This window comes from Flavivirga eckloniae (assembly GCF_002886045.1).
Classification (GTDB): domain Bacteria; phylum Bacteroidota; class Bacteroidia; order Flavobacteriales; family Flavobacteriaceae; genus Flavivirga; species Flavivirga eckloniae.
This window is the reverse complement of record NZ_CP025791.1, coordinates 2,986,624-3,009,044: the sequence shown is the minus strand read 5'-3', so window position 1 is coordinate 3,009,044 and position 22,421 is coordinate 2,986,624. Positions and strand designations below refer to the sequence as shown.

The window sequence follows — 22,421 nt, the reverse complement described above, 5'->3', positions numbered from 1 at the left end:
AAAGATGAAGGTTTAGAATTCTTTTCTATTGTAAAATATTGCATTAAATAGCGAAGAAAGCATTTTGGAATTCCAATGGATTAACGCCAATGAATCGTTTGAAGTTTTTATAGAAATGTGAGTTGTCGTAAAATCCGCAGTCGATAGCAACATCAAATATTGGATTTCCATTTTTCAGCAATTCTTTACTTTGCTCAATTTTTTTTAGAAGAATAAAATTGTTAGGTGTTAAACCTGTTTCTTGCTTGAACAATCGTATGAATTTGTATTTACTCATTCCAAATTGCAAGGCAGTTTTGCTTAATGAAAAAGTATCAAAGAACGTGTTATTGATAAAATCTTGAAAAAGTTGTTTTGTTCCGTAGCTAAATTCTTTGTTGGATGAATATTTTGAAATTAACGAAGTTAATACCTGTTTTAGCCTCTTTTCAAAATGAATATCGCTTTTGTTTAAGTTAAGTGATAAAAAATAAAGTTCGCTAAATATATTCTGATCATCAATAATGTTGTCTTTAAAAAACACATCTTGATTATTGTTTAGTTTTTTAATTACATCTGGCGATACGTAAAATGTAAAAAATGAATTCCCAATATAATGGTCGCAAAGTGTAGCGTGAACTTGCTTTGCGTTAGTAATACAAATTGTTCCAACAGGTGCTTTTAAAAATCTATCGGTAAGTTTTGTATAAAAAGTATTTTTTAAAATTAACGAAATGTTGAATGTGTCGTGTGTGTGAAATGGGAAATCAAATGTACAGGATTTCGCATTCAACAATTCTAATCCATCAAGAATAGGAATTCGATAGTATTCATTTATATCTGTTTTGTTTTTCAAATTTTCTACTTGACGTGATGTTGATTCAAAATTGCTGTTAGCAATTAGTGTAAAATGCATTTTTACAACATGTTAGTCGCTTTTTTTATTATTCTCTTTTTCTAGAAAAATAAATTCTAGTTTTTCATTTATTCTTCTTTTTTGGAATTCAGAATAACCAAGTTTATTGTAAAGAGACAAGTTCCTTTTGCTTTTATATCCTGTAAACAATTCAAAACGTTGGGCAGAATCGAATTGAGATTCAATCTCTTTTATGAGTCGTTTCCCTAAACCATTATTTCGTAAATTTTTATCTACTATTAACCTTCCAATTTTACAAGTACCGTCTTCTAAATACCCGCGTACAGAACCAACAATTTTTCCTTCGTACTCAATCTTTAAAAACCTTTCCTTTTCATAATCAGATTTAATTGAATCCAGTGTTTGCGTTAACGGAGGGATTTCAAAATCATTATATAATTCTGCTTCTTCTAAGTAACAAGCCTTTTGCAATTCTAATATTTGTTCAAGATCTTCTTTTTTTGCTATTACTATTTTCATTGAGCCACTTACTTTAAATACTACTAACGTCTCTCGTATGTTGCATTTGCATCCCACAGGGTACATATACAATATACAAATTGTTAGCATTAGTTTTCTAATATTTCTAATTTCACTATTGAAGGAAGATAAGCTTTAACTGTTTCATAGTCGCCCGAACAACAAGGGAATGATGACATTTTCCACTCCCAAAATATTTTAAATGACTTGCCTAAATATTCTGGGCTATCATTTAATTCTTTTTTGTCAAAAAGTGATATGCTTCCAAAATCATTTTGTCCAAATCCAAAGTCATATATCCTCCCATCGGAGTCTTCAAAATCTATGTGATGATAGTCTCCAATGTAATTTCCTCTATAAGTAGCTATAAAAGGATTGGGAACGCCTTTCCATTGACCTCTTTCATATTCTATATTACTTTTTACTTCAGTCTCATAATTTTTTGGATACTCAACTATAAAATCATTGATACTCCATTCATTTATGTCTGACTCACTTTTTTTATTTATTAGATACCCATCGAAAACGTAACCAGTAACAATGGCATTTTTTTTAGTTACAAACACTTTAAGCCATTCTCCTTGTATTTTTTTTCCATTATCGGTAATTGATAATTTTATACCCGTTTTTTTTGCAACCTCAATTTTCTCTAAATAATTAAGCGCACCTATTTTTCGAGAATCCAAGTTCGGTTTTTCTCTAATATTTAAGCCATTTTTGGCGTTAACATATCTTATTTCTTGACCATAAGAGACGGTATTAAGAAATAAGATAATTAGGCATAATATTTTCATTGTCTTTAATTAATGCTAACGTTTGGCTAAACTGCATTTTAATACAGTTTAGGTTTTGTTATGTTTTTTGATTCGCTTTAACCTTTCAATTTGATCAATATTTGTAGCAGGATTAGCAAATGATTTTCGATATTTCTTTTCCCAGTCCTTACCGAAATGTTTGACAATCAAATTTTCGATTGATTTGTCTTTGATTCGGTAATTCAAATTCACAAGTTCTATAAACAGTAATGATTCAATGAATAGTTGGGGAATAAATTTCTCTGCAAATTCTGGTTCATTTTCAACCAAGTATAAACTCAATTCTTCTGTTATGTCTCTGTATTTTTTTATTGGATAATTTTCTTGATTTGAGTTTTTAACTTTTGATAAAGATTGATCAGGATATGTCCAATCATTATCTGACAGTACCAAAAGTCTATCTCCTGACCAACTTCTTAAATTCTTATTCAGGATTTTATGGTTTTCTCCTGGGAATTCACACATTAATAACTCTAAAGCATATAAGTGCAATTCCTCCTTAAAAACTTGTCTTCTGCGCAAATATCCTCCACTTAAGGCCGGATTGAAATACTCTTTTTTATCTGGATTCACAAAGAAATATCCTAATCCCATTTTTTACATTTATTGAATATACGGTTTTGTGTAAGCATCAGTAACGGGAAAATGCTCGAGTATTTTCCGCTGACGCTCCTAATTTAGCAAAATGGTTTGAATTTCCGATTGGGAAATTCAGCCGTTATTACGCTTACACCATGTTGTGCTTTCGTGCTTTTTATTTCGGCCATTTGGTTTAGTAGGCTATTTTCTATTCAATTGATTTAGAAAATGACTTTCTTTTAGTATGCTGTTCACAATAATTATTGCTATAACAAAAAGCGACACAATTCCAGAGATTAAGATGTAAGTATAAAAACCTTTGGAAAGCTCTTGTTCGAAATAAGGCAATAACCTTGTAAATCCGAATATATATATTGCAAAGCATATAGGTGTAATTATATAGTTCACTTTCGACCTTATTTTGTAATGTCTTTTTAGGTATTTTTTGAACGATAGATTGTCTAATGAAATTACCTGACTTTCCTTTCGATAAAGTGAAACGAATTCTAGTATGATACGAAAAGTAAGGCTGGAAATCATTAATACAAGACCTAAAGTAAAATTATTCCATTGATTACTGCTATAATAAATAGAATAGATTAGCAATGTTAGGACGGTTATTGACATAGCTGCTATTGCTATAAATTGCTTAGAGCGCTGTTTTTTAGCTTTTTTAATGATATGGTCAGGATTCGCGAGAGGTGGCACATTCTTTTGCCTGTTCCATGTTTGGGTTAACTTATCATTTTTCATTTGTAATACATTTTAAAAGTGATTTTCTAATTCTGCTTAATCGTGTTCTTAATGTACCGTGAGCTACTCCTAACGTTTCTGCAATTGTAGCTTGAGGAATTTCTTCTAGTTCTAGTAGAATAATTGCCTTATTATTTTGGGTAAGTTGATCGATACAATTATACATTTTTCTAATTTGTACTTCCTGTATTTCTTTTTCATTACCCATCGAATCTATTTCTAGTGTGTTTTCGTTAATTTGGGCATGCTTTTTTGATTTTCTCAAATCACCCAAACATATATTTACTGCTATTCTATAAACCCAAGTGCTTATGGATGACTTTGCTTGGAAAGAATTTCTATGCTTCCATACCTTTATAAAAGTTTCTTGTTGCCACTCTTTTGCCAAATCTTCGTCACCAGACGCATAACCCAAGCACAACCTGAAAACTTTATGAGCATATGTATTATATATTTGAGTGAATTCCTTTTCTATGTTCATCTAGTTTGATGCTAAAATTTGTTGGATTTGCTCTATGAACCATTTAGGTTTGTCGAACATTACGAAGTGTGCAGAATTGTCTGTAATTATAAAATCGTATTTTGTTAAATTGGCATATTGACTTTGGTAAGTTTGAGTAACCATTTCTTTTCCAAATGGTTTATCCGCTACGATTATTGTTACAGGTATAGAAATATTTTTTAGTTCTTCCCTTAAATCTAGTTTAAGATAATCGGTATATCCGTACACATAGGTTTTTCTATTGGCCATAATCATCCAGTCTTTTATTTTTTTTTGAGCTTCTAGATTTAGACTCATTCCTTGAGCCATACCTGTAGTCATCTGCTCAAAGTCAGTCTCATTCATTGACAACTGTTGGCTATTAAAAGGGCTGTCATATACTAGATTTTCAGGATTGAAATTTGGAATCATAATTGCGCCTACTGCTGGTAGTGCATCTACCAATATAATTTCCGATATCCTGCTGTTTTCCCTACTAGCAAGCCAGGTGGCTATGGTTCCTCCTAAACTATGTCCAATTACTGTCAAGTTTGTTAGTTGATTTTGTTCGATGTAGTTTTCGAGAGCTTCATTTACTTTTGGAAGCCAAGGAAAACCTATTGGTTTTTTCCCTCCAAAACCTGCAAGTGTAATAACATGACATTCATAGTTTTCCTCTAATTGATTAATTGTAGCACCCCAACTTTCGCCAGGTACTGTAAAGCCAGGAATTAGCATAACTGGGTTTCCCTTGCCTGTAACTTTTACATGAATTGGCTGGTTGTCCTCTTGTGCTTGAGTTGCCAAAGAAAAAAAGATTACTAAAAATAAAAAGATGTTTTTCATGATTTCTATAATTTAATTTTCACTTTAGATGCAGAAATCAAAAAATGTTACATCTGTATCGGTAATTTCTCTAATATTGGGTTTGGTTAGCTTGAAGCACAACGGTTTAGATATAGGTATTAGCATTCCGCAAGGGGCTATTGCTTATAGGTTTTGTTGGTGGTAGTATTTATTTTTATTTCATTTTCATTCAAAAAGGTCAATCCAAGCTCTACTTCTTTTCGAATCTCATCAAAGTCATTTTCCTTGTATTTATTTAAGAGCAAAAAATATTGGTTCTTTCTGATTTCAAATTTTTCAGGTTCTAAAGCCTTTGTTAAGATAAGCCCATTTATTATTCGCTTTTCAGGTCTTGAAGGAGGTAAATAATCGATAAATTCAGATGGATTTGTATTATAAATCTCGTTCAATTGGCTGTAGTTGCCAATTTTGGAAAAGGTCGAATCAATTCTTGGTTTTATCTCACGAAAAAACTCGTCCGCTAAGTTGTTTATAGACCTGTCTGTATAATCGTCTGCTTTATCATCATACAATGTACTTTCTGTCCAATGCAAGTTTTCGTGAATTGTCCAATTTGTCCAACCATAGTTTGGATGAGCTTTCTTAAAAGACTTTTCTAAATCCCTGAAAACTATTTTAATGAAGTATTGGACTGTCGATATATAACCGAATGTATTATTATAGGAAAGATTAATAACTCTTTTTCCATGTTCAAAGTCTTGAACAAACTCATGCTTTGACTTGAGATGTTTATACCCTTCTTTCTCAAGTCTGCTTAACAAGACCTTTTCAAACCTTTCACTTGGTTTAAGGTTTTTGTCAGTCTGTACGATATTTTTCTTTTTGCCAAATAGTCTCATTTTATTATTACCAACACCTCTTGTATGTAGTTTTTAATTAGTCCTCATCAGTTTTTTTACTATTGGAATGTCTGCAGGTGCTAATTTTTTATTGATTATTTGGTTTATATCTATCCATTCATATTTATCATGATCCGTAAGATTAAAATCTGCTTCAATAAATTTGCATTCATATGCAGTAAGTTCAATAGTGAAATTATCGTATTTATGAATGACTGTTGCGAAATGATTTAATACTTTTATAAACATTGAAATTTCTTCGTACAGTTCTCGTTTTAAAGCTGTTTCTGGGTTTTCGTTCAATTCTAACTTTCCTCCAGGGAATTCCCAATACCCACCTAATTGCTTATGAGGATTTCTTCTGCATAAGAATACTTTACCATTTTTGTAAATAATCCCACAAACCACTTTTATCATAGGCTTACTAGCTTTTCTCTGTGTCTTTTTAGATATTTCTTGTTTCCTTGGGTTAAGTTAGATATTTTTTCGGCCCCTGTAATTCCAAGTATAGAAAACTCTGTCTTATCCATTGAGTTGGATAATAAAATTTTGCCGTCATCGTCAAATGATATAAGGTGTCTATCAAAAAGGGCGTCATACGTTGGAGATAACAATAAACCATTATCAACATCTAATCTTTCATGATCGTTAGATTCTCTCCAAGGAACAATATGAGAGGCTATAAGAATTTCTTTAATAGACGCTCCATTAACGGCACATTTAAACTTCCACCTTCTTAATATTTGTTGTCTATATTCACCTTGACCTATTCTTGATGTCACTAAGCCTTCTCTAGTTGTTTGTTTAGGTGCATTATATTCAGCAGGATCTTCATTTACTTCATTTGTTGATTCATCGTAATCATCTAAATACACTTTTGCTAAATCAAATACAGTTTTTGTGATGTTTCTATTTGATTTATAGAGGTAGCCTTGGTTAGCTTTAATTTTAGGAGGGTTTCCTGTCTTATTAAGTGGTGAATATTTAGAAGGTAAATATTGTTTAATTTGGTTATAAACTATTTTAATATCCAAAGGCTTACTAAATAGGAAATACTTAGCATCAATCATATAGCCTTCGTTCTCCCATTCAACATCTACATTAAATTCTTTCGGTTGGGGTGCTAAAAAATATTTAGACTCTATAATGCAATATCCAATTAAATATCCTTTGTAATAATTTAAAACAATATCATTAGGCATAAGTTTAGTCATGTTGTCCCAATGAAAAACTGAATTTCCAGAACTATTATAGGTTGGAGCCCACAAATAACCTCCTTCTTTTTCTTCTTTATAAGTTTTTCCTTGGTTTACCCAATAATACATTTATTTCTTTTTGGTAATTACATACAACGATTGTGTAAATCAAATATAGAAAATATCTTTTGAGAGGTATGAAGTTTCTTCCAATAAATATGAGGATAAAAAGATTTATTAAAGTAAACTTATACCTGTGCTCGTTGCAAACAAACACTAGTAAGAGGGTTTATTTATATATCGCTCTTTTATTATTCTTAAATGATGAGTTCCGTGTCCAATAATTTGGAACCCTAGTGCCAATGGAGTTATTCGTACTTTAAAACAAACTCCTTCTTTGAGCATTTGAATTTCGTTGATAGAGCTGAATAAAATAATACTCGATTCTCTTACAATTTTAAATTCTGCCAGTAGACTTTCTAAGGTTCTATCGTTGCAATTGTTTACATATAGTTGTTCATCATATCCTGGTTGTATTGATTGGTCCCCTCTTGAAATGGCCAAGGCTCTGTATGACTGAATACGTTCATTATCTATTACGTGCTGAAGAATTTGTTTAGGTGTCCATTTATCAGGTTCGTATCTGTAATTTTCTTTAATCTGTAAATCATCTTTTATTAAAGAATAGTCATTTTTTGTATCAAGCAACCCCTGAATTAATTCTACATCCTCATCCACTTGATTTATATAACGATCAAAGAATTTTGGCATAAATTTTAAGTTCTTAATAGTCATGACAGTATCTTTAAGTTTTATATTTTATTACCCTTTGTTATTTGCCGCTCGTAAATGTTGGTAAGAATATATCTGTCATTATCGCAAAAGGCAATTTATCTTCTTGAGAATTGTATGCGCCTCCCGTAAAAACTGCAACCATATCCAATTCTGGAAGAACCATTATATATTGACCTCCGTTTCCTGTTGCTGCTTTAGAAATAAACATTTTCCCATTTACTTTAAATGGAATATTCCACCATAAATAACCGTAATCAATTCCTGTAATTTTTGTTTTTGGAGTAGTTGATTCTGTAATCCATTTTTCGGATACGATTTGTTCTTCATTCCACTTTCCATTGCTGAGTATTAATTGTCCAATTTTAGCCATATCTCTAGAAATCATATACAATCTCTTTCCTGAAGGAATAATTTCTTTCTTGGAAGTATGCCCCCATTTCATATTACTTATACCTAATGGATTGAACAAATATTTTTCAGCAAATTTGTCGATTGTCATACCCGAAGTTTGACTAATAATTTCGGTTGCTAAAACTTGTCCCATTGTACAATAATTTGAAACATCTCCAGGTTCATTAACCATTGGTAAATTTAAAAAGTATTGCAACCAGTTACTTTTGTTATATATTTTGTCTTCTTGTCCTTTTGATTTTTTATCCCAATCATTACAATCCAATCCAGTTGACATTGTTAATAAATGTTTGATTGTAATTTTCTTTTTTCTTTCATCTAGGTTTTTGGTTGGGGAAAGGTTTTTAAGGTATTTTGAAATAGGGTCGTTTACACTTTCAATAAACCCTTTGTCTATTGCAATTCCCATCAATATAGATGTTATGCTTTTTGTTGTAGAACGTAGGTCATGTTGTTTCTTTATTGAATTTTCGCCAAAATATTCCTCAATAATAATTTGGTTGTTTTTCACTAATAAAACACTATGAATTTTATTTGCTCTTGTTTGTAGTTGATTGAATAATTTAATAATAAGTTTGGAGTCAATGTTTTGAGATTGCAAATTGTTAGTTTTCCATCCATCTTCAATTCTTGTTGGCTGTGAATAGACATATGTGTTTTGAGCAAAACAACATGCTCCTGCGAATAAAATAAAAATTGTAAGTGTTGCTAGGTTTTTCATAGTAGTGGGAGCGGTTTGCGAAAAATGTGTTTTAGGACACCTTGTTATATGTTCGTTATTGCTTTTTATAATATTCGTTCAATTCCATTATAAATCGATTTCCTCTTTCTCTATCTGCTGTTATTAGCTCTCTAAAATTATCGGAATAATGATATTTTGTCGATAAGTCCTCGTGGTCTATATACACGATTGGGTATTCATTATTTTCTCTTTTTATGTTAGAGTCAAAACATAAAAGTCCGTAATCTTGGAAGTCGGCAAAATAGATAAGTCCTTTTTCAATTAATAACTCAGGTTCATAAAATTCAAAGAACCATTCCATAAATCCATCAAGATTTTTATCAGGCAGATGAGTTGGAAAGTTAACCGCAAAATCAGGAATGTCAAGTACATAAAAATGCTTGTGTTTTAAAAAATGTCGATAAGAAAGAGGTAACTCAATTCCAATTATTTCCTCAAGACGGTTTAAGTCCGAATCATCCAATACACTAGGAATTGGTTTCCAGCCTTTCCAGTCGTTATCAATTGGAATAGTAGGGTCAAACATTTCCGCTGGCATATCTGGATCTGGTCGAGACATTAAAATTCCCTCCTTTACCATTTTGTCTAAAGTACTATCAATAATGTTTTCCAACCATTTCATTCTAGTTCTGTTTTAATGTTGCACAACGGTTAGGATAAACTGCGTTTTAATACAATTTAGATTTCGTTGTAGGTAGTTTTATTTCTATTATCTCAACCTCTCCTGTACACCTAGCTCCTTCATGAAGCCACCACTTTCTTCCAATAGTCAAGTATTGCTCAATGGGCGTATGAAATAAAAATCGAACAGTTACAATTCTTTCCTCTCCAGGCATAATTAACTCTTGTCCTTCAAATTGAATATCACCAATCCAAGTGCCTTTTATTCTTTTATTTTCATATTCGAATACATGATTAGGTCTTAATCCACTAGTAAACCCAGTTTGTCTGCCACCTTCTGCAGTTGACCTCATCTTTAATTTGGCTTTAACTAGAATCAAATCGGGGGTCTCTTTGTAATCAATCTCCTCCCACGTTGCCTTCGAATATTTCTCGAATCCTCCAGTATCTTCAATTTTGGTAATTCCCGTTTCAATATTTCCACTCCAAATCAAATTCACATCAAGGTTAACTCTGATTTCTTTTCCGATTATTTCTTTTTTGATTAATAACATATTCAATTACCTACAATGATTATGTAAACATACCTCTATTACCTTTATACTTCTATATATCCTGATAAACGTAATAGAGCAAGATTTATCTTCAAAATATGTAAATCAAATATAGAAAATATCTTTCGGGAGAGGTGAAGTTTCTTCCAATAAATAAGAAAGATAAAAAGTGTTTATTAAAGTAGATTTATACCTGCACTCGTTGTATAACAAACGCTAGCGGAACTATCCGCTAATTTAATTGGTTTTCATATTCTTCTAACTTTTTCCATATGTCGATAAATTCTTTTACGCCTTCTTTGTTAAGGTTAGTATTTACAATTAGAATTTTACCTATTCTGGTCTTCGTATTAAAAAACATATATGTTGTCACTCCTGGATCTCCTCCGGTATGACCAATTTGGTCTTGAGCTGAAATTCCCATAAAAACGCCCATATTATATTCATCGTTATAGGCTCGATCATTTCTTTCTTCAAAGTGATCTTCTGTCAATTGTGGTTTGAACAGCTCTCCATAACTTTTTTTATTCAAGATTTTACCGTTACCATCAAAGCCAGCAATTAATTCGCAAAGATACTTTCCTAAATTGGATGATGATATAATTAACCCTCCGTCTGGATAAGTTACTAATTGATAAAAGGCTAATTCGGTTTTTTTATTTGCATAAAGTTTAGAGTGTTTTGAAATATTTATCTCCTTAAAACTCCAACCAGTATTTAACATATTTAATGGTTTAAAAATATGCTCATTTGTAAACTTACTAAATGACTCATCGGTTGCATTTTCCAAAATAAGAGCTGCTAAACCTGCTGCGATATTTGAATATTCAAACTTTTCTCCTGGTCTGTTCTTAAAAAAATTACTTTTCTTATACCATTTCCCATCCGCACTCAAAATCTTTTTTAGAAACGTACTTTGAGTCATCATGTCACTTGGTAAACGAAAATTGCGATTTACTTTAGTGCCTTCATTATCTTTTTCTTTTAAAACATATCCATATTTCTCGTAGCTTGAAGTGTCTTTAATACCAGAAGTATGTGTGGTTAATTGTCTTATTGTTATTACTTCGTTTGGAAAATATGGATTTATTACCTCAAACGGTAAATACTTGTTTATCGGGTCATCAAGTTTTAGTTTGTCAAGCTCTTGTGCTTTAAGCAATGCAACACCAATAAAAGTCTTTGAAATAGAGCCAATATTCTGAATAGTATTTTCTGTATATTCTAAGTTTTTCTGAATATCAGCGTGTCCAAAACCTTTTGTGAATAGTATATTAGTTTGGTCGACAATCGCAACCGAAAACCCATTAATATGACCTCGGACATGTATGTTCTCTAGTTCTTGAGTTAGTTTGTCTGATGTGGTGCTATTGATCTGACAAAAGCTGAAATGAAGTGAGGCACTCAATATTAGAGTAATAATCGTTTTTTTCATATTTCTATTTAAAACACTATTATTTATAGATCTTGTTCTCTGTTGGCCTAATACGATACATTCGTTTCCTCTCTAATTCTGTTTCCCCATCTACACATTTGCTCTAAAATTGGAATTAATTCTTTTCCAGAGTCGGTTAAATGATATTCAACATGTGGAGGTATGGTTTTAAAGTCTTTTCGAATAATTAGTCCTTCTTTTTCTAAATCTCGTAATCGCTGCGTTAACATTTTTTCAGAAATACCAGGAATATTTCGTTTCATTTGACCGTAACGATGCACTTCTTTGGCAAGATTCCAAAGGACATTTATTTTCCAACGCCCATTTAGCAGTTCTACTGCATAGGATAAACCACAAGACATTTCGAGTATTTTTTGATTTTCGTAATTGGTTGAATTTACTTTCCGCATAGTACGAACCTTTTTGTATGTACTTAACTTTTTTTATTGTTTAAATATATAAAATAGTTTTGTGTCATAATTAAAATCTTAAAGAAATCATTATGAAAATTAGAAATCTAAATTTAGCATTGATACTTACGGTTTTTTTTGCTCTAAACATTCAGGCTCAAAAAAAAGACTGTTCAAAAACATGTACTTATTCTGAAAAAGTAACCGAGGTAACATTTAAAAAAAACAAGGTTTATGAGTTTGCATATGCTACCATAATCCCTGAAGAAGCAACTTCTTTAAATGAGTATTTTGAGAAGGCAACAAAAATTGCGGCAGAATATGCAGGTAAACCATTTATTTCTTTTTCCGTTGTAAAATCTGAAAGCGAAAAATTCAACGTAAACTTAGTTGGTATTTTTGAATGGGATAGTCCGCAATCAAGACTTGATTTTTTAAAGGATAAACGTTACAAAAAAATAGTTCCATTACGAGATGCTGCCATTCAAGGCGACATGCATTTTGGATGGTTCAAAGTAAAGGAAGATACCCAAATAGCTTTTAACGCTAATAAGGTATATGAAATCGGTACTGCCAACCTTGTAGAAAATGGCGGTAAAATACTGCAAGAGTACAATAAAATAGCTGAACCAATAAAACGCAGTTATGGTGGAGATTATCCAGAGTTTAAAGCGATGTTTCAAAGTATAGATTCAAAAGGTCAAGCTACTTTCGAGCCACAAATGCAATTCATTGTAGAGTGGAGAAGTCTTGAGGACAAAGAAAAATTATTTTCCAATGAAGATTTTAAAACAAAAGCACTTCCTATACTGCTAAAAGCTATAGATACTTTTGAGCCTGTATTTGCAAAAATCAACATTCAACAAATTCAAAATTGATAGCTTAATGAGATTAAAAAATAAAGTAGCCGTCGTTACAGGCGGTAATAGTGGTATAGGTCTTGGTATTGCAAAAGAGTTTGACCAAGAAGGTGCTGTGGGAAGTATTGTTGGAAGAAACCTTAAAACCATTGAAACCGCTGTTGCTGCATTAAGAAACAACTTTATGGGTATACAAACCGATGTAACAAATATTGATCAACTAGAAAGCATTTTTTCTAGAACAACAGATAAGTATGGAAAAATTGACATTCTTGTGGTCAATGCTGGAGGTGCTATAGGTAATGGGTCTTTAGGTTCTTTGGAAAGCACTACTGAAGAAGATTTTGATAGAATGGTCGATTTGAACTTAAAAAGTGTCTTTTTTACGGTACAAAAGTCTTTACCATATCTAAACAATGGGGCATCTATAATTTTAGTTGCTTCCATTGCTACACAAAAGGCATTTGATGGTTTAACTGTATATAGTGCTGCGAAAGCTGGAGTACGTTCTTTTTCACGAACATTCTCCAGAGATTTGCTCAAAAAGAATATCAGAGTAAATACCATCAGTCCTGGAACGATTGATACGCCGCTATTTGGTAAATTAGGGTTGTCGAATGAAGTTGCTCTACAAGCAAAAGAGAATTTTGCAAGTCTTATTCCTGTAGAACGCATCGGCCAGCCTTCCGATATTGGAAAAGCCGCCGTTTATTTGGCATCTAGCGAATCGTCTTTTGTTATTGGGGAAGAAATTTCGATAGACGGTGGTGTGGTAAATTTTTAATAATGACTTAAAAGCCGTAGCAGAAAAAGTAATTTGCTTCGGCTTTTCTTATTTAGTGTGTTTATGTTTTTTTATGCTTGCAGAGAACAAGTCTTATTGATGTAATTCATGTCTTAACGATCGTTAGACGTTTCTTTTTAACTGCTATTGTGTAATATTTAAACTATATTTATTTTTATTAACCTCTAATAATAAATAAATTATGGTAATTAATACTCAGTACAAAAGATTCCTTTTACTTGCTATTGTTTGCTGCCTGTTGTCTGTAATTACAACACTAGGAATTCACTCAAGTCTGTTTGAATTAGGTGAATTGAGTTTTGATGAACGGATTAGAGTATTTGAAAATTCAAAATACATTACTAGTAAATTCTGGATTATTGCACATTGCTTATTTGTATTAATTGCCATGCTTGGTTTTTTATTGATTCAGTTTAAAAAGAGCCCTGGATTTACAATTGCTGGTTTTGTGTTTTTTGCGGTATTTTCATTCACGGAAATCTTTCGGCAAATGTTCGTTTTTTTCTACTTGAACAATCTCCGTAGATCTTATATCGAAACTAATGACTTTGCAATTCAAGAGATGATAAAAATTAACATGGAGCATGCTGGGTTAATTGGTTATGCTCTTTTTGGCTTGTTCATTGTGGCATTTGCCTTGGGAAATATCTGCTACGGAATTAGCCTCTTTGGTAGTACCAAGATAGATCGTATACTTGCTTACCTCTTATTAATTTGGGGATTTGGCAACTTAATTGCTTTTGGAAATGAATTTTGGCAATCTGAATTAATAGAACAATGTGTAGAATACTTTAGTATAATTTATCAACCCATAATGAGAGCATTGGTCGGCTTATGGATGTTTTATAAGCTTAAACAAATTATCGCTGATAAGACAGTCGTTAACCCTGTTTAAACCACCTTTCTGTTTTATACATCTTTGTTTTCGCAACACGTTCTCGGTTATTAAGTCTTAAGTGCGTTCTGGTAATTTGCTTGTTTCTGTAGCCCAGCAGATGAAAAAATGATTTAACAAAATATCTGGCTACCTTTAAGTTAACCTGTAAGACACCTCCTTTTCTGTTTAACCAAGAAACACCGGGTAAAGCAATTAATAAACTATCAAATTTTATACGCCTTAAAAGTGTTGATAGTTTTAAAAAAAACGGATGTATTCGTCTTATAATAAAAAACCCTTCGGCACCTTTAGTCTGGTACAAAGGCATAAATATACGCCCTTTATATTTTGCCTTTAATTCTTTGCGGTTGCTTACTGCAATTGGAACATCTTTATTAATAGCCTGAAAACTTTTAAAACCATTAATCATACTAAAGCTTTCAAAGGGTTGTATTTTATGAAGATAAACGACTTCAAAAACATCAACAATGTTAGTCGCTTGTTTTTGAAGTTGTTTGTAATAATTCGAAAAATCGGGTACTTGTTCTTTTTTTAATATACCAGCAAAAACTAAAGCTAAATGTATAAATGCCTTGTTGTTGGTAATAGAGCTTAAATCGTCATGCTGTCCAGACTCAAAGCCTAAGGATACATAACCCAATTCGTTTATATAACTTAACAACGGCCCGTTTAAATATTCTTCAATACCTAGTACAATAGGCACGGGGAAGTGCTTGGAAAATTTTCGGTTTATCAAGGCATCATTAATTGTTATAAAAGGCAATGTTTTACTAGATGTTGTATGTAAATCTATAAAATAGAACGGCGGTTTTTCGGTTTTTAAAATATGGTTTAAAACACTCGATAGCTCTAGTAGTTCCTTTTCTTCATCATTTAAAATCTCCTTGTTTTTAATAATTTGAATACGCGCTTTAGTCCAAAGTCTATTTAGGTCTTCTTCAAGATATCTCTGGTTTACTTTAAGTGCTTTTAAATTTCCCGTAACACCATAAACTGTTCCTTTAACCTTTAAAGGATCTATGGCTTGTAAAACATCTTTTAAAGCAAAAACCCCTGATGTTTCATTACCATGAATTCCACCAAAAAACACCATGGTTGGACCTGGTTTTGACCCCTCAATTTTACCAAGCAATCTTTTTACGGTTATGCTATTATTACATGCTTTACTGTATACATCTATCATCCATTAAAATCGTTTCTTGTAATTAGTCCTAATAATTTTTTATTTTTTATTACCGGAAGACTACCTATTTTATGATTGTCCATTATTCTTTTTGCTTCTTCTACAGGCACATACTCTTCCGTAGTAATAACATCTGTCTTCATTATTTTATTAACCGAATCGTCTAATCGTTTTGTTTTTTCTAAATATGACTTAACATCGTTCCAACTTATTAAACCAATCAATTCCCTATCGCCATTTATAACTGGCATATGATGAATGTTTTTCCATTTCATGATGTTTAAAACCAGTTCGACACTATCTTTTTTATCAACAGAAAAAATATCGGAACTCATAATATGCTTTACAACCTTTGGTTTTATAAAAGGAAAATCATTTTCTCCAAACAGTCTACCCCAAGTAGAAACCGGATAACCTTTTTCTTGCTTTTCGTACATTTTAGACGTTAATACTTGCATAGCCTCATAGCGTTTATGGTGTTTTAATAATCGCCTATAATTTCTAATAAGCCATTCTGAACCACTATGAGCTTGTATTCTGTTTTTTATAACCCTTAAATAACTCTCTGCGTCTTGTGGCGACACACCGGCACTATACAACCCTTTATAGGCCATAGGTAAAAGCTCATTCAATATTAAATCGTAACTGGAAATATAGCTGCCATTCCAAAAAAACTGGGTAGCCATACCATATCGAGCAGCATTAAAGAAATTCATTTTTATATCTTTAAAATCCCATTGCTTGTGTATGTTGTTATACTTTTTGGGTTTACCTAACATGACTCCAACCCAAAATGCCATATTTGCAATTTCATCTGTAATTGTTGGGCCAGCGGGAATATACCGGTTTTCAATTCTTAAGTTTGGTTTACCATTTGTTCTTCCATAGCAAACCCGATTCCAGGGATATACCGTACCATTATGCAGCCCCAAAGCTTTTAGCCCCGGAACTTCATTATTGTTTAACATATCCACACTATCCTTAATAAAATCTGTAGTTATAAAACTTCTAAACCTGGAAATATTATCTTTAAAAATATCGGTTATCGATCCCGTGTGCCATCTGCTGCCAAAACTAACCCGCGATTGTTTTTCGTTTAACAAATATGAATTAGCCCTGGTATCGACACTTTGCGTAAATAACGCTATTCGGGTTTCTCTCCAAAGCTCTTTACCAAACAACATTGGAGAATTAGTACAGGCACTTAAAACAGGTCCGGAAATGGCTTGTGCCCAATTGTAATTGTCTACAAAGGTTTTTGGACTTAGTTGTAAATGCATCTGAAAACTGGTATTGCAGCCTTCCAACATAACCGAATCATGCAATAAATTTAATTCATCGACTCCTTTAATATGGATATCGAAATTTTGCCGCCTGATGCCTTTTATAGCATCGTTCAATACAGAATAACGCTCAACATTGGTCATACTCTTCACGTTGGCATTATTAATAGAAAGTGATGGCAAAATGCCGGTTAGCACGATTTTAACACCTTTTTTAGAAGCTGCTTTTTTTGCTTTTTCCAGTAACATTTCTAGTTGCTTGTGCAATTGAGAAAAGCAAGTATTTCCAAGTTCTAAAACATCGAGATTTATCTCTAAATTAAAATTACTTATTTCTGTAGTAAAATGTTCATCATCAATATCTTTTAAAATTTCTAACGATTTACTTTCTGGTAAAAATTGATCGTTAACCAAACAAAACTCCTGTTCTGCACCTATTCTAAAAACATCTTTCTCTATCATACCTTTATCGATCATTAAATCAAGTGCTTTAATGTCGTTCAATAAATGGTGGATATAATTGGCTCTATCTTTTTTGGTCTTTAATTTTGTCACATTTAAATCGCCCATTTTTAATAGTTTAGTGTTTGTTAAAACCATTAAATTACTGCTATTCATCGAGTTTAAAAATGATTTTTATCATGCTTGATTGCTACGATCGTAGAGTTATTTCTATTTTTGTAATCTTATATAAATTTATGTCAGCATCGTATCCCAAAAAAGAAAAGCTAAAAAGCAAGAAGCTTATAGAGCAATTGTTTAAAGAAGGACGTTCTGTTTCTGCCTTTCCTTTGCGGTTAGTTTATCTTGAAACCCGTTTTGATGAGGACCTAATTGCCAAAACTGGTGTTTCTGTAAGTAAGCGAAATTTTAAAACTGCCGTGGATAGAAATCGTATAAAACGATTATTGCGAGAGGCTTACAGACTTAACAAAGCTGAGCATTTTAACAACATTACAACACAATATGCGTTTATGATTTTGTACATTGGCAAAGAAAAACCAACCTTTACTCAAGTAGAATCAAGAATGAAGCGTTTGTTCGAAAAATTTTCCAACAAAGTTTTACAATAATAACATATGCCCACTATGAAACATTTAATAAAAAAGAAAGTTATAATTCCTATTCTGGTTCTTACCGTATTTTTTACCAGTACGGCTTTTAAGAATGACTTTTTTGAAATAGCGAAACAAATAGAAATCTTTACAACGCTTTTTAAAGAAATCAACATGAATTATGTTGATGAAACCAACCCGGGAGATTTAATGGATACGGCTATAAAAAGTATGTTGGCAGACCTGGATCCGTATACCAATTTTATGAACGAGCAAGATGTTGAAGCTGCCAGGATTAATAATACCGGAGATTATACAGGTATAGGTGCCAGAGTAAAAACATTTAAAGATAAACTGGTTATTGTAGAGCCTTACAAAGACTACCCTGCAGATAAAGCGGGCTTAAAAGCTGGAGACGAAATTATTAAAGTTGGCAATATTTTAATAGAAACTTACAAGGAAGATGCTGGTAATTTATTAAAAGGGGCTTCAGATACGCCTGTAGAGGTTACTTATAAACGTCAGGGCAAAACGCATACAGCCACTATAAAAAGAGCCGAAGTAGAGATTAAAGCTGTTCCTCATTTTTCAATGGTTAACGATAAAACGGGATATATTGTTTTAAGTCGATTCAACAGCAAGGCACACGCCGAAACAAATTATGCATTACGCGATTTAAAGGCCCAGGGAGCAGAACGTATTATTTTGGATTTAAGAGGAAATCCGGGCGGATTGCTTAATGAGGCCATTAAAATTGTAAATCTATTTGTTCCTAAAGGGCAGTTGGTGGTGACTACAAAATCTAAAGTTGAAAAGTATAACAAAACTTACTATACAAAAAGCGAACCTATTGATACCGAAATACCTGTAGTGGTTTTAATCGACGGTAAAAGTGCATCGGCCAGCGAAATTGTATCGGGCTCGTTACAGGATTTAGACCGTGCTGTTATTGTGGGATCCAGAAGTTTTGGTAAAGGCCTAGTACAACGCCCTAAACAGCTAACTTATGGTACACAGATTAAAATAACGATTTCCAGATATTATACACCTTCTGGTAGATGTATTCAATCTTTAGATTACTGGAACAGAAATGAAAAAGGGGAGGCCGTTCGCGTAAAACAAGAAAATTACAACGAGTTTAAAACCAAAAATGGTCGTAAGGTTTTCGATGGAGGCGGTGTGTTTCCAGATGTTAGTTTTAACGCTTCTAAAAATTCGGCCATTACGAATGCCATAGTGAGTAGCGATTTAATATTTAACTATGCTACAGATTACTACTATAAACATAACTTGAATGATGTAGAAAGCTTAAAGCTTACAAATGCCGATTTTTCAAATTTTAAAAGCTATTTAAAAACCAATAATTTTTCTTTTAAAACAGATACGGAAAAAGCACTTTACAAAGCTTTTGAAACAGCTACCAATGAAGAATTAAACGATAATATTGAAAAAGATTTCAATACATTAATCGCGAATTTAGAGACATCAAAAACAAGTGTTATTGATGAAAACAAAGATTATTTATTAGAATTATTAACCGAAGACATAGTAAAAAGATACGTTTACAGAGAAGGGTTATATGAGTACTATAAAATAAATGATCCTAAAATTAAAAAAGCAACGGAAATACTTGGTAATCCATCTGTTTATGGTAATTATTTGAAGTAAGATTTGTTTTATTTATATATCAAAAAAAATTAAAAATAGTATATTTATACCTGTTCTATTATCCTACTATGAATAAATTATTGGTATTAGTATTTTTAACGCTTAATTGTACATTTGCTTTTTCTCAAAAGGAGTTAACGCACGAGGTTTACTTTGACACGGATAAATATAATCTTCCGCCAACAGAAGAAAACCGTTTACTGCTCTTTATTTCTACTTTAACAGATGTAGATATTGAATCCATTTCCATATTTGGGTTTTGTGATGATAGAGGTGCCGATACTTACAATCTAAAGCTTTCCCAACAAAGAGCCGATGCTATAAAAACCATTTTTTCAAGCAACGAAATTAGTGATGAATTAATCACTAATGTTGATGGAAAAGGGGAGATCTTGTTGAAGATTGTTGAAGAAAAAAACATTCTAAAAATAAGAGGTTTAAACCGAAAAGTAGAAATCATAGTAAAACCTATACCTCCTAAACCTGTTGTAAAAAAGCCTGTTGCTAAGGTTGTTAAAAAAGAAAAAAAGAAAGACACTCCTGAGATAATAAAAGGAGATGTTAAAGTTGGTGATAAAATAATTTTTAAAAATATTCTTTTTAAAACAGGATATAGTACCGTAACGCCAAGTTCTAAAAAAACACTGGAAGCTATAGCAAAAGCGCTTGTAGAACGTGAGGATATTTATTTCACGATTCAAGGGCATGTATGCTGCACACAATATAGTAGGGATGCTGTAGATAGAAAGACCAAAAAGCGTAATTTATCTGAGGCACGCGCGAAATATGTTTACGACTATTTTGCAAAAAAAGGCGTTGATAAACGACGTATGCGTCATTTAGGAATGCGCCGAAAGTTCCCGCTTGGTGGAGACCCCAAATACGATAGGCGGGTTGAAATATTAATAACCTATGTGGGTAAATAAAAAACACTTATGTTGTTTCCTTTTTGTTTTACTAAGTTCTATTGGTATTTCACAAACATTTATTCCCGACGATAATTTCGAACAAGCTTTAATAGATCTAGGTCACGATACTGGACCTTTAGATGATTTTGTGCCAACAGCAAATATAAACGGCCTTGCAGATTTAAATGTAAGCGGCTATAATATATCTAATCTCAACGGTATTCAAGATTTTTCAGCATTAACCCAATTGTTTTGCGATAATAATCTGTTAACTACTCTAGATGTTTCCCAGAATACAGCACTGCAAATTTTGTGGTGTCATAATAATCAGCTATCAAGTATTGATGTTTCACAAAACACTAGATTAACATCACTAAGATGTGAAAATAATACCATAACCAATTTAGATCTTACGCAAAATCCGTTTTTAAATGACCTTGCTTGCGAGAACAATCAAATAACGTCTATAAATGTTACTCAAAATACTAATTTGGATACATTTATATGTGGTAATAACTTATTAACCAATTTAGATATTTCCAATAACGCTAATTTAATTTCGTTACGTTGTGAAAATAACCAACTAACTGATTTAGATGCATCCAACAATAAACAATTAATCCGATTAAATTGTGCCTTTAATAACTTGGGAGAATTAGACTTATCGAATAACCCAAATGTTACGGAATTGGATTGTAGCAATAACAACTTATGCCGGTTGAATCTTAGGAATGGTAATAATGGTAATTTTAACACAGTAGATTTTAGATTTAATCCTGATCTAAACTGTGTTGTAGTCGATAATCCGTCGGGAAATCATTCAACCTGGAAACCTGTTTCGTTTTCAAATTACATTGAATCACAAAACGATTGTAGCAATTTTGTTAATGTAGATACCCTTGAAAATGTTATAACAGACACCTCTTATATTTTACCTATTCTTGTAAACGGAAACTACTTTACACAATCTGGCGGTAATGGCTCTCAACTTAATTCTGGTGATAGCATTTCAACCACACAAACCATCTATATTTACAACGAAACGGCTTGCGATAGTAATGAGTCTAGCTTTAATGTATTAATTATTGATGAATCTTATTACATACCTAAATACTTCACACCAAACAATGATGGTTATAACGACTTGTGGCAGGTTTTTGATCGTGACAATTCCATAAAAACGATAAACATTTTTAATAAACATGGAAAGCTTTTAAAATCGTTACCTCCAAATTCACAAGGTTGGAATGGCATTTTTAATGGCAAACTTTTAAGTACAGACGATTATTGGTATATTATAACTCTTAACTCTGGTGAAGTTATTAGGGGACATTTTACCTTGAAACGTTGATTATTTATTCTTTAATCATAGCGATATGCGGAATATCATCTTCCAGATATTCTTTACCAATAGCTGTAAAACCTAAATTAGTATAGAATTTTTTTAAGTACACCTGAGCAGATATTTTTATTAGCGTCGTATTAAGGTTTTCTTCAATAGCTTTAATAGAGGCAGTCATAATATCATATCCGTACTTATAAGCACGTTCTCTTTTAGCAACGACCACTCGACCTATACTAGACTCATTAAAATAATCTCCTGGCTTAAAAACGCGCGTATATGCCACCAATTCATTTGCTTTATAACCCAAAACATGAATTGCCTTTTGGTCTTTTCCGTCAATATCTTGATAAACACAATCCTGTTCCACCACAAAAACCTCACTCCGTAATTGTAGTAAATCGTATAATTCTTGCTTGCTTAGTTCTTCGAATGTTTTTATTTGTATGGTTAGCATGTTTATAAGTTATTTGTTCATTCAGAGCGACTCCTGCTGAGCGTAATTGAAGCAAGCAGAGGATCTCTTAAATTGAAACTACAATTATA

26 protein-coding genes are annotated in these 22,421 nt (G+C 32.2%); 7 read left to right on the top strand and 19 right to left on the bottom strand.

Features of this window, described 5'->3' with window-relative positions; all coding sequences use genetic code 11:
- Nucleotides 1–43: 43 nt before the first annotated feature.
- The 16 genes from C1H87_RS12425 to C1H87_RS12350 form a co-directional block, all read right to left on the bottom strand.
- On the bottom strand, nt 44–895 hold the full coding sequence (locus tag C1H87_RS12425) for a helix-turn-helix domain-containing protein (protein ID WP_102756123.1): 852 nt from the start codon (nt 893–895) through the stop codon (nt 44–46).
- A 12-nt stretch (nt 896–907) separates the two neighbouring features.
- Nucleotides 908–1,375, bottom strand: coding sequence for a GNAT family N-acetyltransferase (locus C1H87_RS12420; RefSeq protein ID WP_102756122.1), 468 nt, complete (start codon nt 1,373–1,375; stop codon nt 908–910).
- An 89-nt stretch (nt 1,376–1,464) separates the two neighbouring features.
- The gene (locus C1H87_RS12415) at nt 1,465–2,169 is read right to left on the bottom strand and encodes an SH3 domain-containing protein (protein WP_102756121.1); all 705 of its coding nucleotides are present in this window, start codon (nt 2,167–2,169) and stop codon (nt 1,465–1,467) included.
- 48 nt (nt 2,170–2,217) lie between these two features.
- Nucleotides 2,218–2,784 carry a hypothetical protein gene (locus C1H87_RS12410; RefSeq protein WP_102756120.1) on the bottom strand — a complete coding sequence of 189 codons (567 nt, stop codon included), beginning with the start codon at nt 2,782–2,784 and terminating at the stop codon, nt 2,218–2,220.
- 186 nt (nt 2,785–2,970) lie between these two features.
- Entirely contained in the window at nt 2,971–3,522 is a 552-nt protein-coding gene (locus C1H87_RS12405; protein ID WP_102756119.1) for a hypothetical protein, read from the bottom strand.
- On the bottom strand, nt 3,512–4,003 hold the full coding sequence (locus tag C1H87_RS12400) for an RNA polymerase sigma factor (protein ID WP_102756118.1): 492 nt from the start codon (nt 4,001–4,003) through the stop codon (nt 3,512–3,514). Before C1H87_RS12400 ends, C1H87_RS12405 begins: the two co-directional genes overlap by 11 nt.
- Nucleotides 4,004–4,849, bottom strand: coding sequence for an alpha/beta fold hydrolase (locus C1H87_RS12395; protein ID WP_199769287.1), 846 nt, complete (start codon nt 4,847–4,849; stop codon nt 4,004–4,006). It abuts the gene before it with no gap.
- Between the two features lie 137 nt (nt 4,850–4,986).
- Complete coding sequence (locus tag C1H87_RS12390) at nt 4,987–5,709, bottom strand: hypothetical protein (protein ID WP_102756116.1); 723 nt, start codon at nt 5,707–5,709, stop codon at nt 4,987–4,989.
- Nucleotides 5,710–5,742: 33 nt separating this feature from the next.
- Nucleotides 5,743–6,126, bottom strand: a complete 384-nt coding sequence (locus tag C1H87_RS12385; RefSeq protein ID WP_102756115.1) for a (deoxy)nucleoside triphosphate pyrophosphohydrolase — start codon at nt 6,124–6,126, stop codon at nt 5,743–5,745.
- Nucleotides 6,123–7,034 carry an HNH endonuclease gene (locus C1H87_RS12380; protein ID WP_102756114.1) on the bottom strand — a complete coding sequence of 304 codons (912 nt, stop codon included), beginning with the start codon at nt 7,032–7,034 and terminating at the stop codon, nt 6,123–6,125. Before C1H87_RS12380 ends, C1H87_RS12385 begins: the two co-directional genes overlap by 4 nt.
- A 147-nt stretch (nt 7,035–7,181) precedes the next feature.
- Nucleotides 7,182–7,700, bottom strand: coding sequence for a DinB family protein (locus C1H87_RS12375; protein ID WP_102756113.1), 519 nt, complete (start codon nt 7,698–7,700; stop codon nt 7,182–7,184).
- 37 nt (nt 7,701–7,737) lie between these two features.
- Complete coding sequence (locus tag C1H87_RS12370) at nt 7,738–8,832, bottom strand: serine hydrolase domain-containing protein (protein ID WP_102756112.1); 1,095 nt, start codon at nt 8,830–8,832, stop codon at nt 7,738–7,740.
- 55 nt (nt 8,833–8,887) lie between these two features.
- Complete coding sequence (locus tag C1H87_RS12365) at nt 8,888–9,475, bottom strand: SMI1/KNR4 family protein (RefSeq protein WP_102756111.1); 588 nt, start codon at nt 9,473–9,475, stop codon at nt 8,888–8,890.
- Between the two features lie 46 nt (nt 9,476–9,521).
- A complete protein-coding gene (locus tag C1H87_RS12360; protein ID WP_158655214.1) occupies nt 9,522–9,968 on the bottom strand; it encodes a hypothetical protein in 447 nt (148 codons plus the stop codon).
- Between the two features lie 292 nt (nt 9,969–10,260).
- A complete protein-coding gene (locus C1H87_RS12355) occupies nt 10,261–11,463 on the bottom strand; it encodes a serine hydrolase domain-containing protein (protein ID WP_102756109.1) in 1,203 nt (400 codons plus the stop codon).
- Nucleotides 11,464–11,510: 47 nt separating this feature from the next.
- Nucleotides 11,511–11,873 (bottom strand): winged helix-turn-helix transcriptional regulator, encoded by a 363-nt coding sequence (locus C1H87_RS12350; protein WP_199769286.1) that lies wholly within the window; start codon nt 11,871–11,873, stop codon nt 11,511–11,513.
- Nucleotides 11,874–11,965: 92 nt separating this feature from the next.
- Here C1H87_RS12350 and C1H87_RS12345 point away from each other — a divergent pair, with 92 nt between their 5' ends.
- The 3 genes from C1H87_RS12345 to C1H87_RS12335 all read left to right on the top strand — a co-directional run bounded on the left by C1H87_RS12345 (nt 11,966) and on the right by C1H87_RS12335 (nt 14,433).
- Complete coding sequence (locus C1H87_RS12345; protein ID WP_102756108.1) at nt 11,966–12,751, top strand: hypothetical protein; 786 nt, start codon at nt 11,966–11,968, stop codon at nt 12,749–12,751.
- Nucleotides 12,752–12,758: 7 nt separating this feature from the next.
- Entirely contained in the window at nt 12,759–13,517 is a 759-nt protein-coding gene (locus C1H87_RS12340) for an SDR family NAD(P)-dependent oxidoreductase (protein ID WP_102758253.1), read from the top strand.
- Nucleotides 13,518–13,719: 202 nt separating this feature from the next.
- Entirely contained in the window at nt 13,720–14,433 is a 714-nt protein-coding gene (locus C1H87_RS12335; RefSeq protein ID WP_102756107.1) for a hypothetical protein, read from the top strand.
- Here the strand turns inward: C1H87_RS12335 and C1H87_RS12330 are convergent.
- Together C1H87_RS12330 and C1H87_RS12325 are read right to left on the bottom strand one after the other, a co-directional pair.
- Nucleotides 14,420–15,619 (bottom strand): succinylglutamate desuccinylase/aspartoacylase family protein, encoded by a 1,200-nt coding sequence (locus C1H87_RS12330; protein ID WP_102756106.1) that lies wholly within the window; start codon nt 15,617–15,619, stop codon nt 14,420–14,422. The two genes, C1H87_RS12335 and C1H87_RS12330, sit on opposite strands and share 14 nt — an antisense overlap.
- A complete protein-coding gene (locus C1H87_RS12325; RefSeq protein WP_233783114.1) occupies nt 15,616–17,520 on the bottom strand; it encodes a CBS domain-containing protein in 1,905 nt (634 codons plus the stop codon). The genes C1H87_RS12330 and C1H87_RS12325 overlap by 4 nt, the downstream gene beginning before the upstream one ends.
- A gap of 80 nt (nt 17,521–17,600) precedes the next feature.
- On the opposite strand from C1H87_RS12325, the gene rnpA reads away from it, so the two are divergent.
- The 4 genes from rnpA to C1H87_RS12305 all read left to right on the top strand — a co-directional run bounded on the left by rnpA (nt 17,601) and on the right by C1H87_RS12305 (nt 21,884).
- The gene (gene rnpA, locus C1H87_RS12320) at nt 17,601–17,975 is read left to right on the top strand and encodes a ribonuclease P protein component (protein ID WP_102756105.1); all 375 of its coding nucleotides are present in this window, start codon (nt 17,601–17,603) and stop codon (nt 17,973–17,975) included.
- Between the two features lie 15 nt (nt 17,976–17,990).
- Nucleotides 17,991–19,625, top strand: coding sequence for a S41 family peptidase (locus C1H87_RS12315; RefSeq protein WP_102756104.1), 1,635 nt, complete (start codon nt 17,991–17,993; stop codon nt 19,623–19,625).
- A gap of 68 nt (nt 19,626–19,693) precedes the next feature.
- Complete coding sequence (locus C1H87_RS12310; RefSeq protein WP_102756103.1) at nt 19,694–20,551, top strand: OmpA family protein; 858 nt, start codon at nt 19,694–19,696, stop codon at nt 20,549–20,551.
- Nucleotides 20,538–21,884, top strand: coding sequence for a T9SS type B sorting domain-containing protein (locus tag C1H87_RS12305; RefSeq protein WP_102756102.1), 1,347 nt, complete (start codon nt 20,538–20,540; stop codon nt 21,882–21,884). The genes C1H87_RS12310 and C1H87_RS12305 overlap by 14 nt, the downstream gene beginning before the upstream one ends.
- Before the next feature lie 4 nt (nt 21,885–21,888).
- Here C1H87_RS12305 and C1H87_RS12300 read toward each other — a convergent pair whose 3' ends face one another.
- Entirely contained in the window at nt 21,889–22,332 is a 444-nt protein-coding gene (locus tag C1H87_RS12300) for a GNAT family N-acetyltransferase (RefSeq protein ID WP_102756101.1), read from the bottom strand.
- Nucleotides 22,333–22,421: the final 89 nt, after the last annotated feature.

Bases quoted from the DNA above. Each gene is read 5' to 3' on its own strand.
- C1H87_RS12425 (WP_102756123.1), bottom strand. From the start codon at position 895: ATGCATTTTACACTAATTGCTAACAGCAATTTTGAATCAACATCACGT.
- C1H87_RS12420 (WP_102756122.1), bottom strand. From the start codon at position 1,375: ATGAAAATAGTAATAGCAAAAAAAGAAGATCTTGAACAAATATTAGAA.
- C1H87_RS12415 (WP_102756121.1), bottom strand. From the start codon at position 2,169: ATGAAAATATTATGCCTAATTATCTTATTTCTTAATACCGTCTCTTAT.
- C1H87_RS12410 (WP_102756120.1), bottom strand. From the start codon at position 2,784: ATGGGATTAGGATATTTCTTTGTGAATCCAGATAAAAAAGAGTATTTC.
- C1H87_RS12405 (WP_102756119.1), bottom strand. From the start codon at position 3,522: ATGAAAAATGATAAGTTAACCCAAACATGGAACAGGCAAAAGAATGTG.
- C1H87_RS12400 (WP_102756118.1), bottom strand. From the start codon at position 4,003: ATGAACATAGAAAAGGAATTCACTCAAATATATAATACATATGCTCAT.
- C1H87_RS12395 (WP_199769287.1), bottom strand. From the start codon at position 4,849: ATGAAAAACATCTTTTTATTTTTAGTAATCTTTTTTTCTTTGGCAACT.
- C1H87_RS12390 (WP_102756116.1), bottom strand. From the start codon at position 5,709: ATGAGACTATTTGGCAAAAAGAAAAATATCGTACAGACTGACAAAAAC.
- C1H87_RS12385 (WP_102756115.1), bottom strand. From the start codon at position 6,126: ATGATAAAAGTGGTTTGTGGGATTATTTACAAAAATGGTAAAGTATTC.
- C1H87_RS12380 (WP_102756114.1), bottom strand. From the start codon at position 7,034: ATGTATTATTGGGTAAACCAAGGAAAAACTTATAAAGAAGAAAAAGAA.
- C1H87_RS12375 (WP_102756113.1), bottom strand. From the start codon at position 7,700: ATGACTATTAAGAACTTAAAATTTATGCCAAAATTCTTTGATCGTTAT.
- C1H87_RS12370 (WP_102756112.1), bottom strand. From the start codon at position 8,832: ATGAAAAACCTAGCAACACTTACAATTTTTATTTTATTCGCAGGAGCA.
- C1H87_RS12365 (WP_102756111.1), bottom strand. From the start codon at position 9,475: ATGAAATGGTTGGAAAACATTATTGATAGTACTTTAGACAAAATGGTA.
- C1H87_RS12355 (WP_102756109.1), bottom strand. From the start codon at position 11,463: ATGAAAAAAACGATTATTACTCTAATATTGAGTGCCTCACTTCATTTC.
- C1H87_RS12350 (WP_199769286.1), bottom strand. From the start codon at position 11,873: ATGCGGAAAGTAAATTCAACCAATTACGAAAATCAAAAAATACTCGAA.
- C1H87_RS12345 (WP_102756108.1), top strand. From the start codon at position 11,966: ATGAAAATTAGAAATCTAAATTTAGCATTGATACTTACGGTTTTTTTT.
- C1H87_RS12340 (WP_102758253.1), top strand. From the start codon at position 12,759: ATGAGATTAAAAAATAAAGTAGCCGTCGTTACAGGCGGTAATAGTGGT.
- C1H87_RS12335 (WP_102756107.1), top strand. From the start codon at position 13,720: ATGGTAATTAATACTCAGTACAAAAGATTCCTTTTACTTGCTATTGTT.
- C1H87_RS12330 (WP_102756106.1), bottom strand. From the start codon at position 15,619: ATGATAGATGTATACAGTAAAGCATGTAATAATAGCATAACCGTAAAA.
- C1H87_RS12325 (WP_233783114.1), bottom strand. From the start codon at position 17,520: ATGAATAGCAGTAATTTAATGGTTTTAACAAACACTAAACTATTAAAA.
- rnpA (WP_102756105.1), top strand. From the start codon at position 17,601: ATGTCAGCATCGTATCCCAAAAAAGAAAAGCTAAAAAGCAAGAAGCTT.
- C1H87_RS12315 (WP_102756104.1), top strand. From the start codon at position 17,991: ATGAAACATTTAATAAAAAAGAAAGTTATAATTCCTATTCTGGTTCTT.
- C1H87_RS12310 (WP_102756103.1), top strand. From the start codon at position 19,694: ATGAATAAATTATTGGTATTAGTATTTTTAACGCTTAATTGTACATTT.
- C1H87_RS12305 (WP_102756102.1), top strand. From the start codon at position 20,538: ATGTGGGTAAATAAAAAACACTTATGTTGTTTCCTTTTTGTTTTACTA.
- C1H87_RS12300 (WP_102756101.1), bottom strand. From the start codon at position 22,332: ATGCTAACCATACAAATAAAAACATTCGAAGAACTAAGCAAGCAAGAA.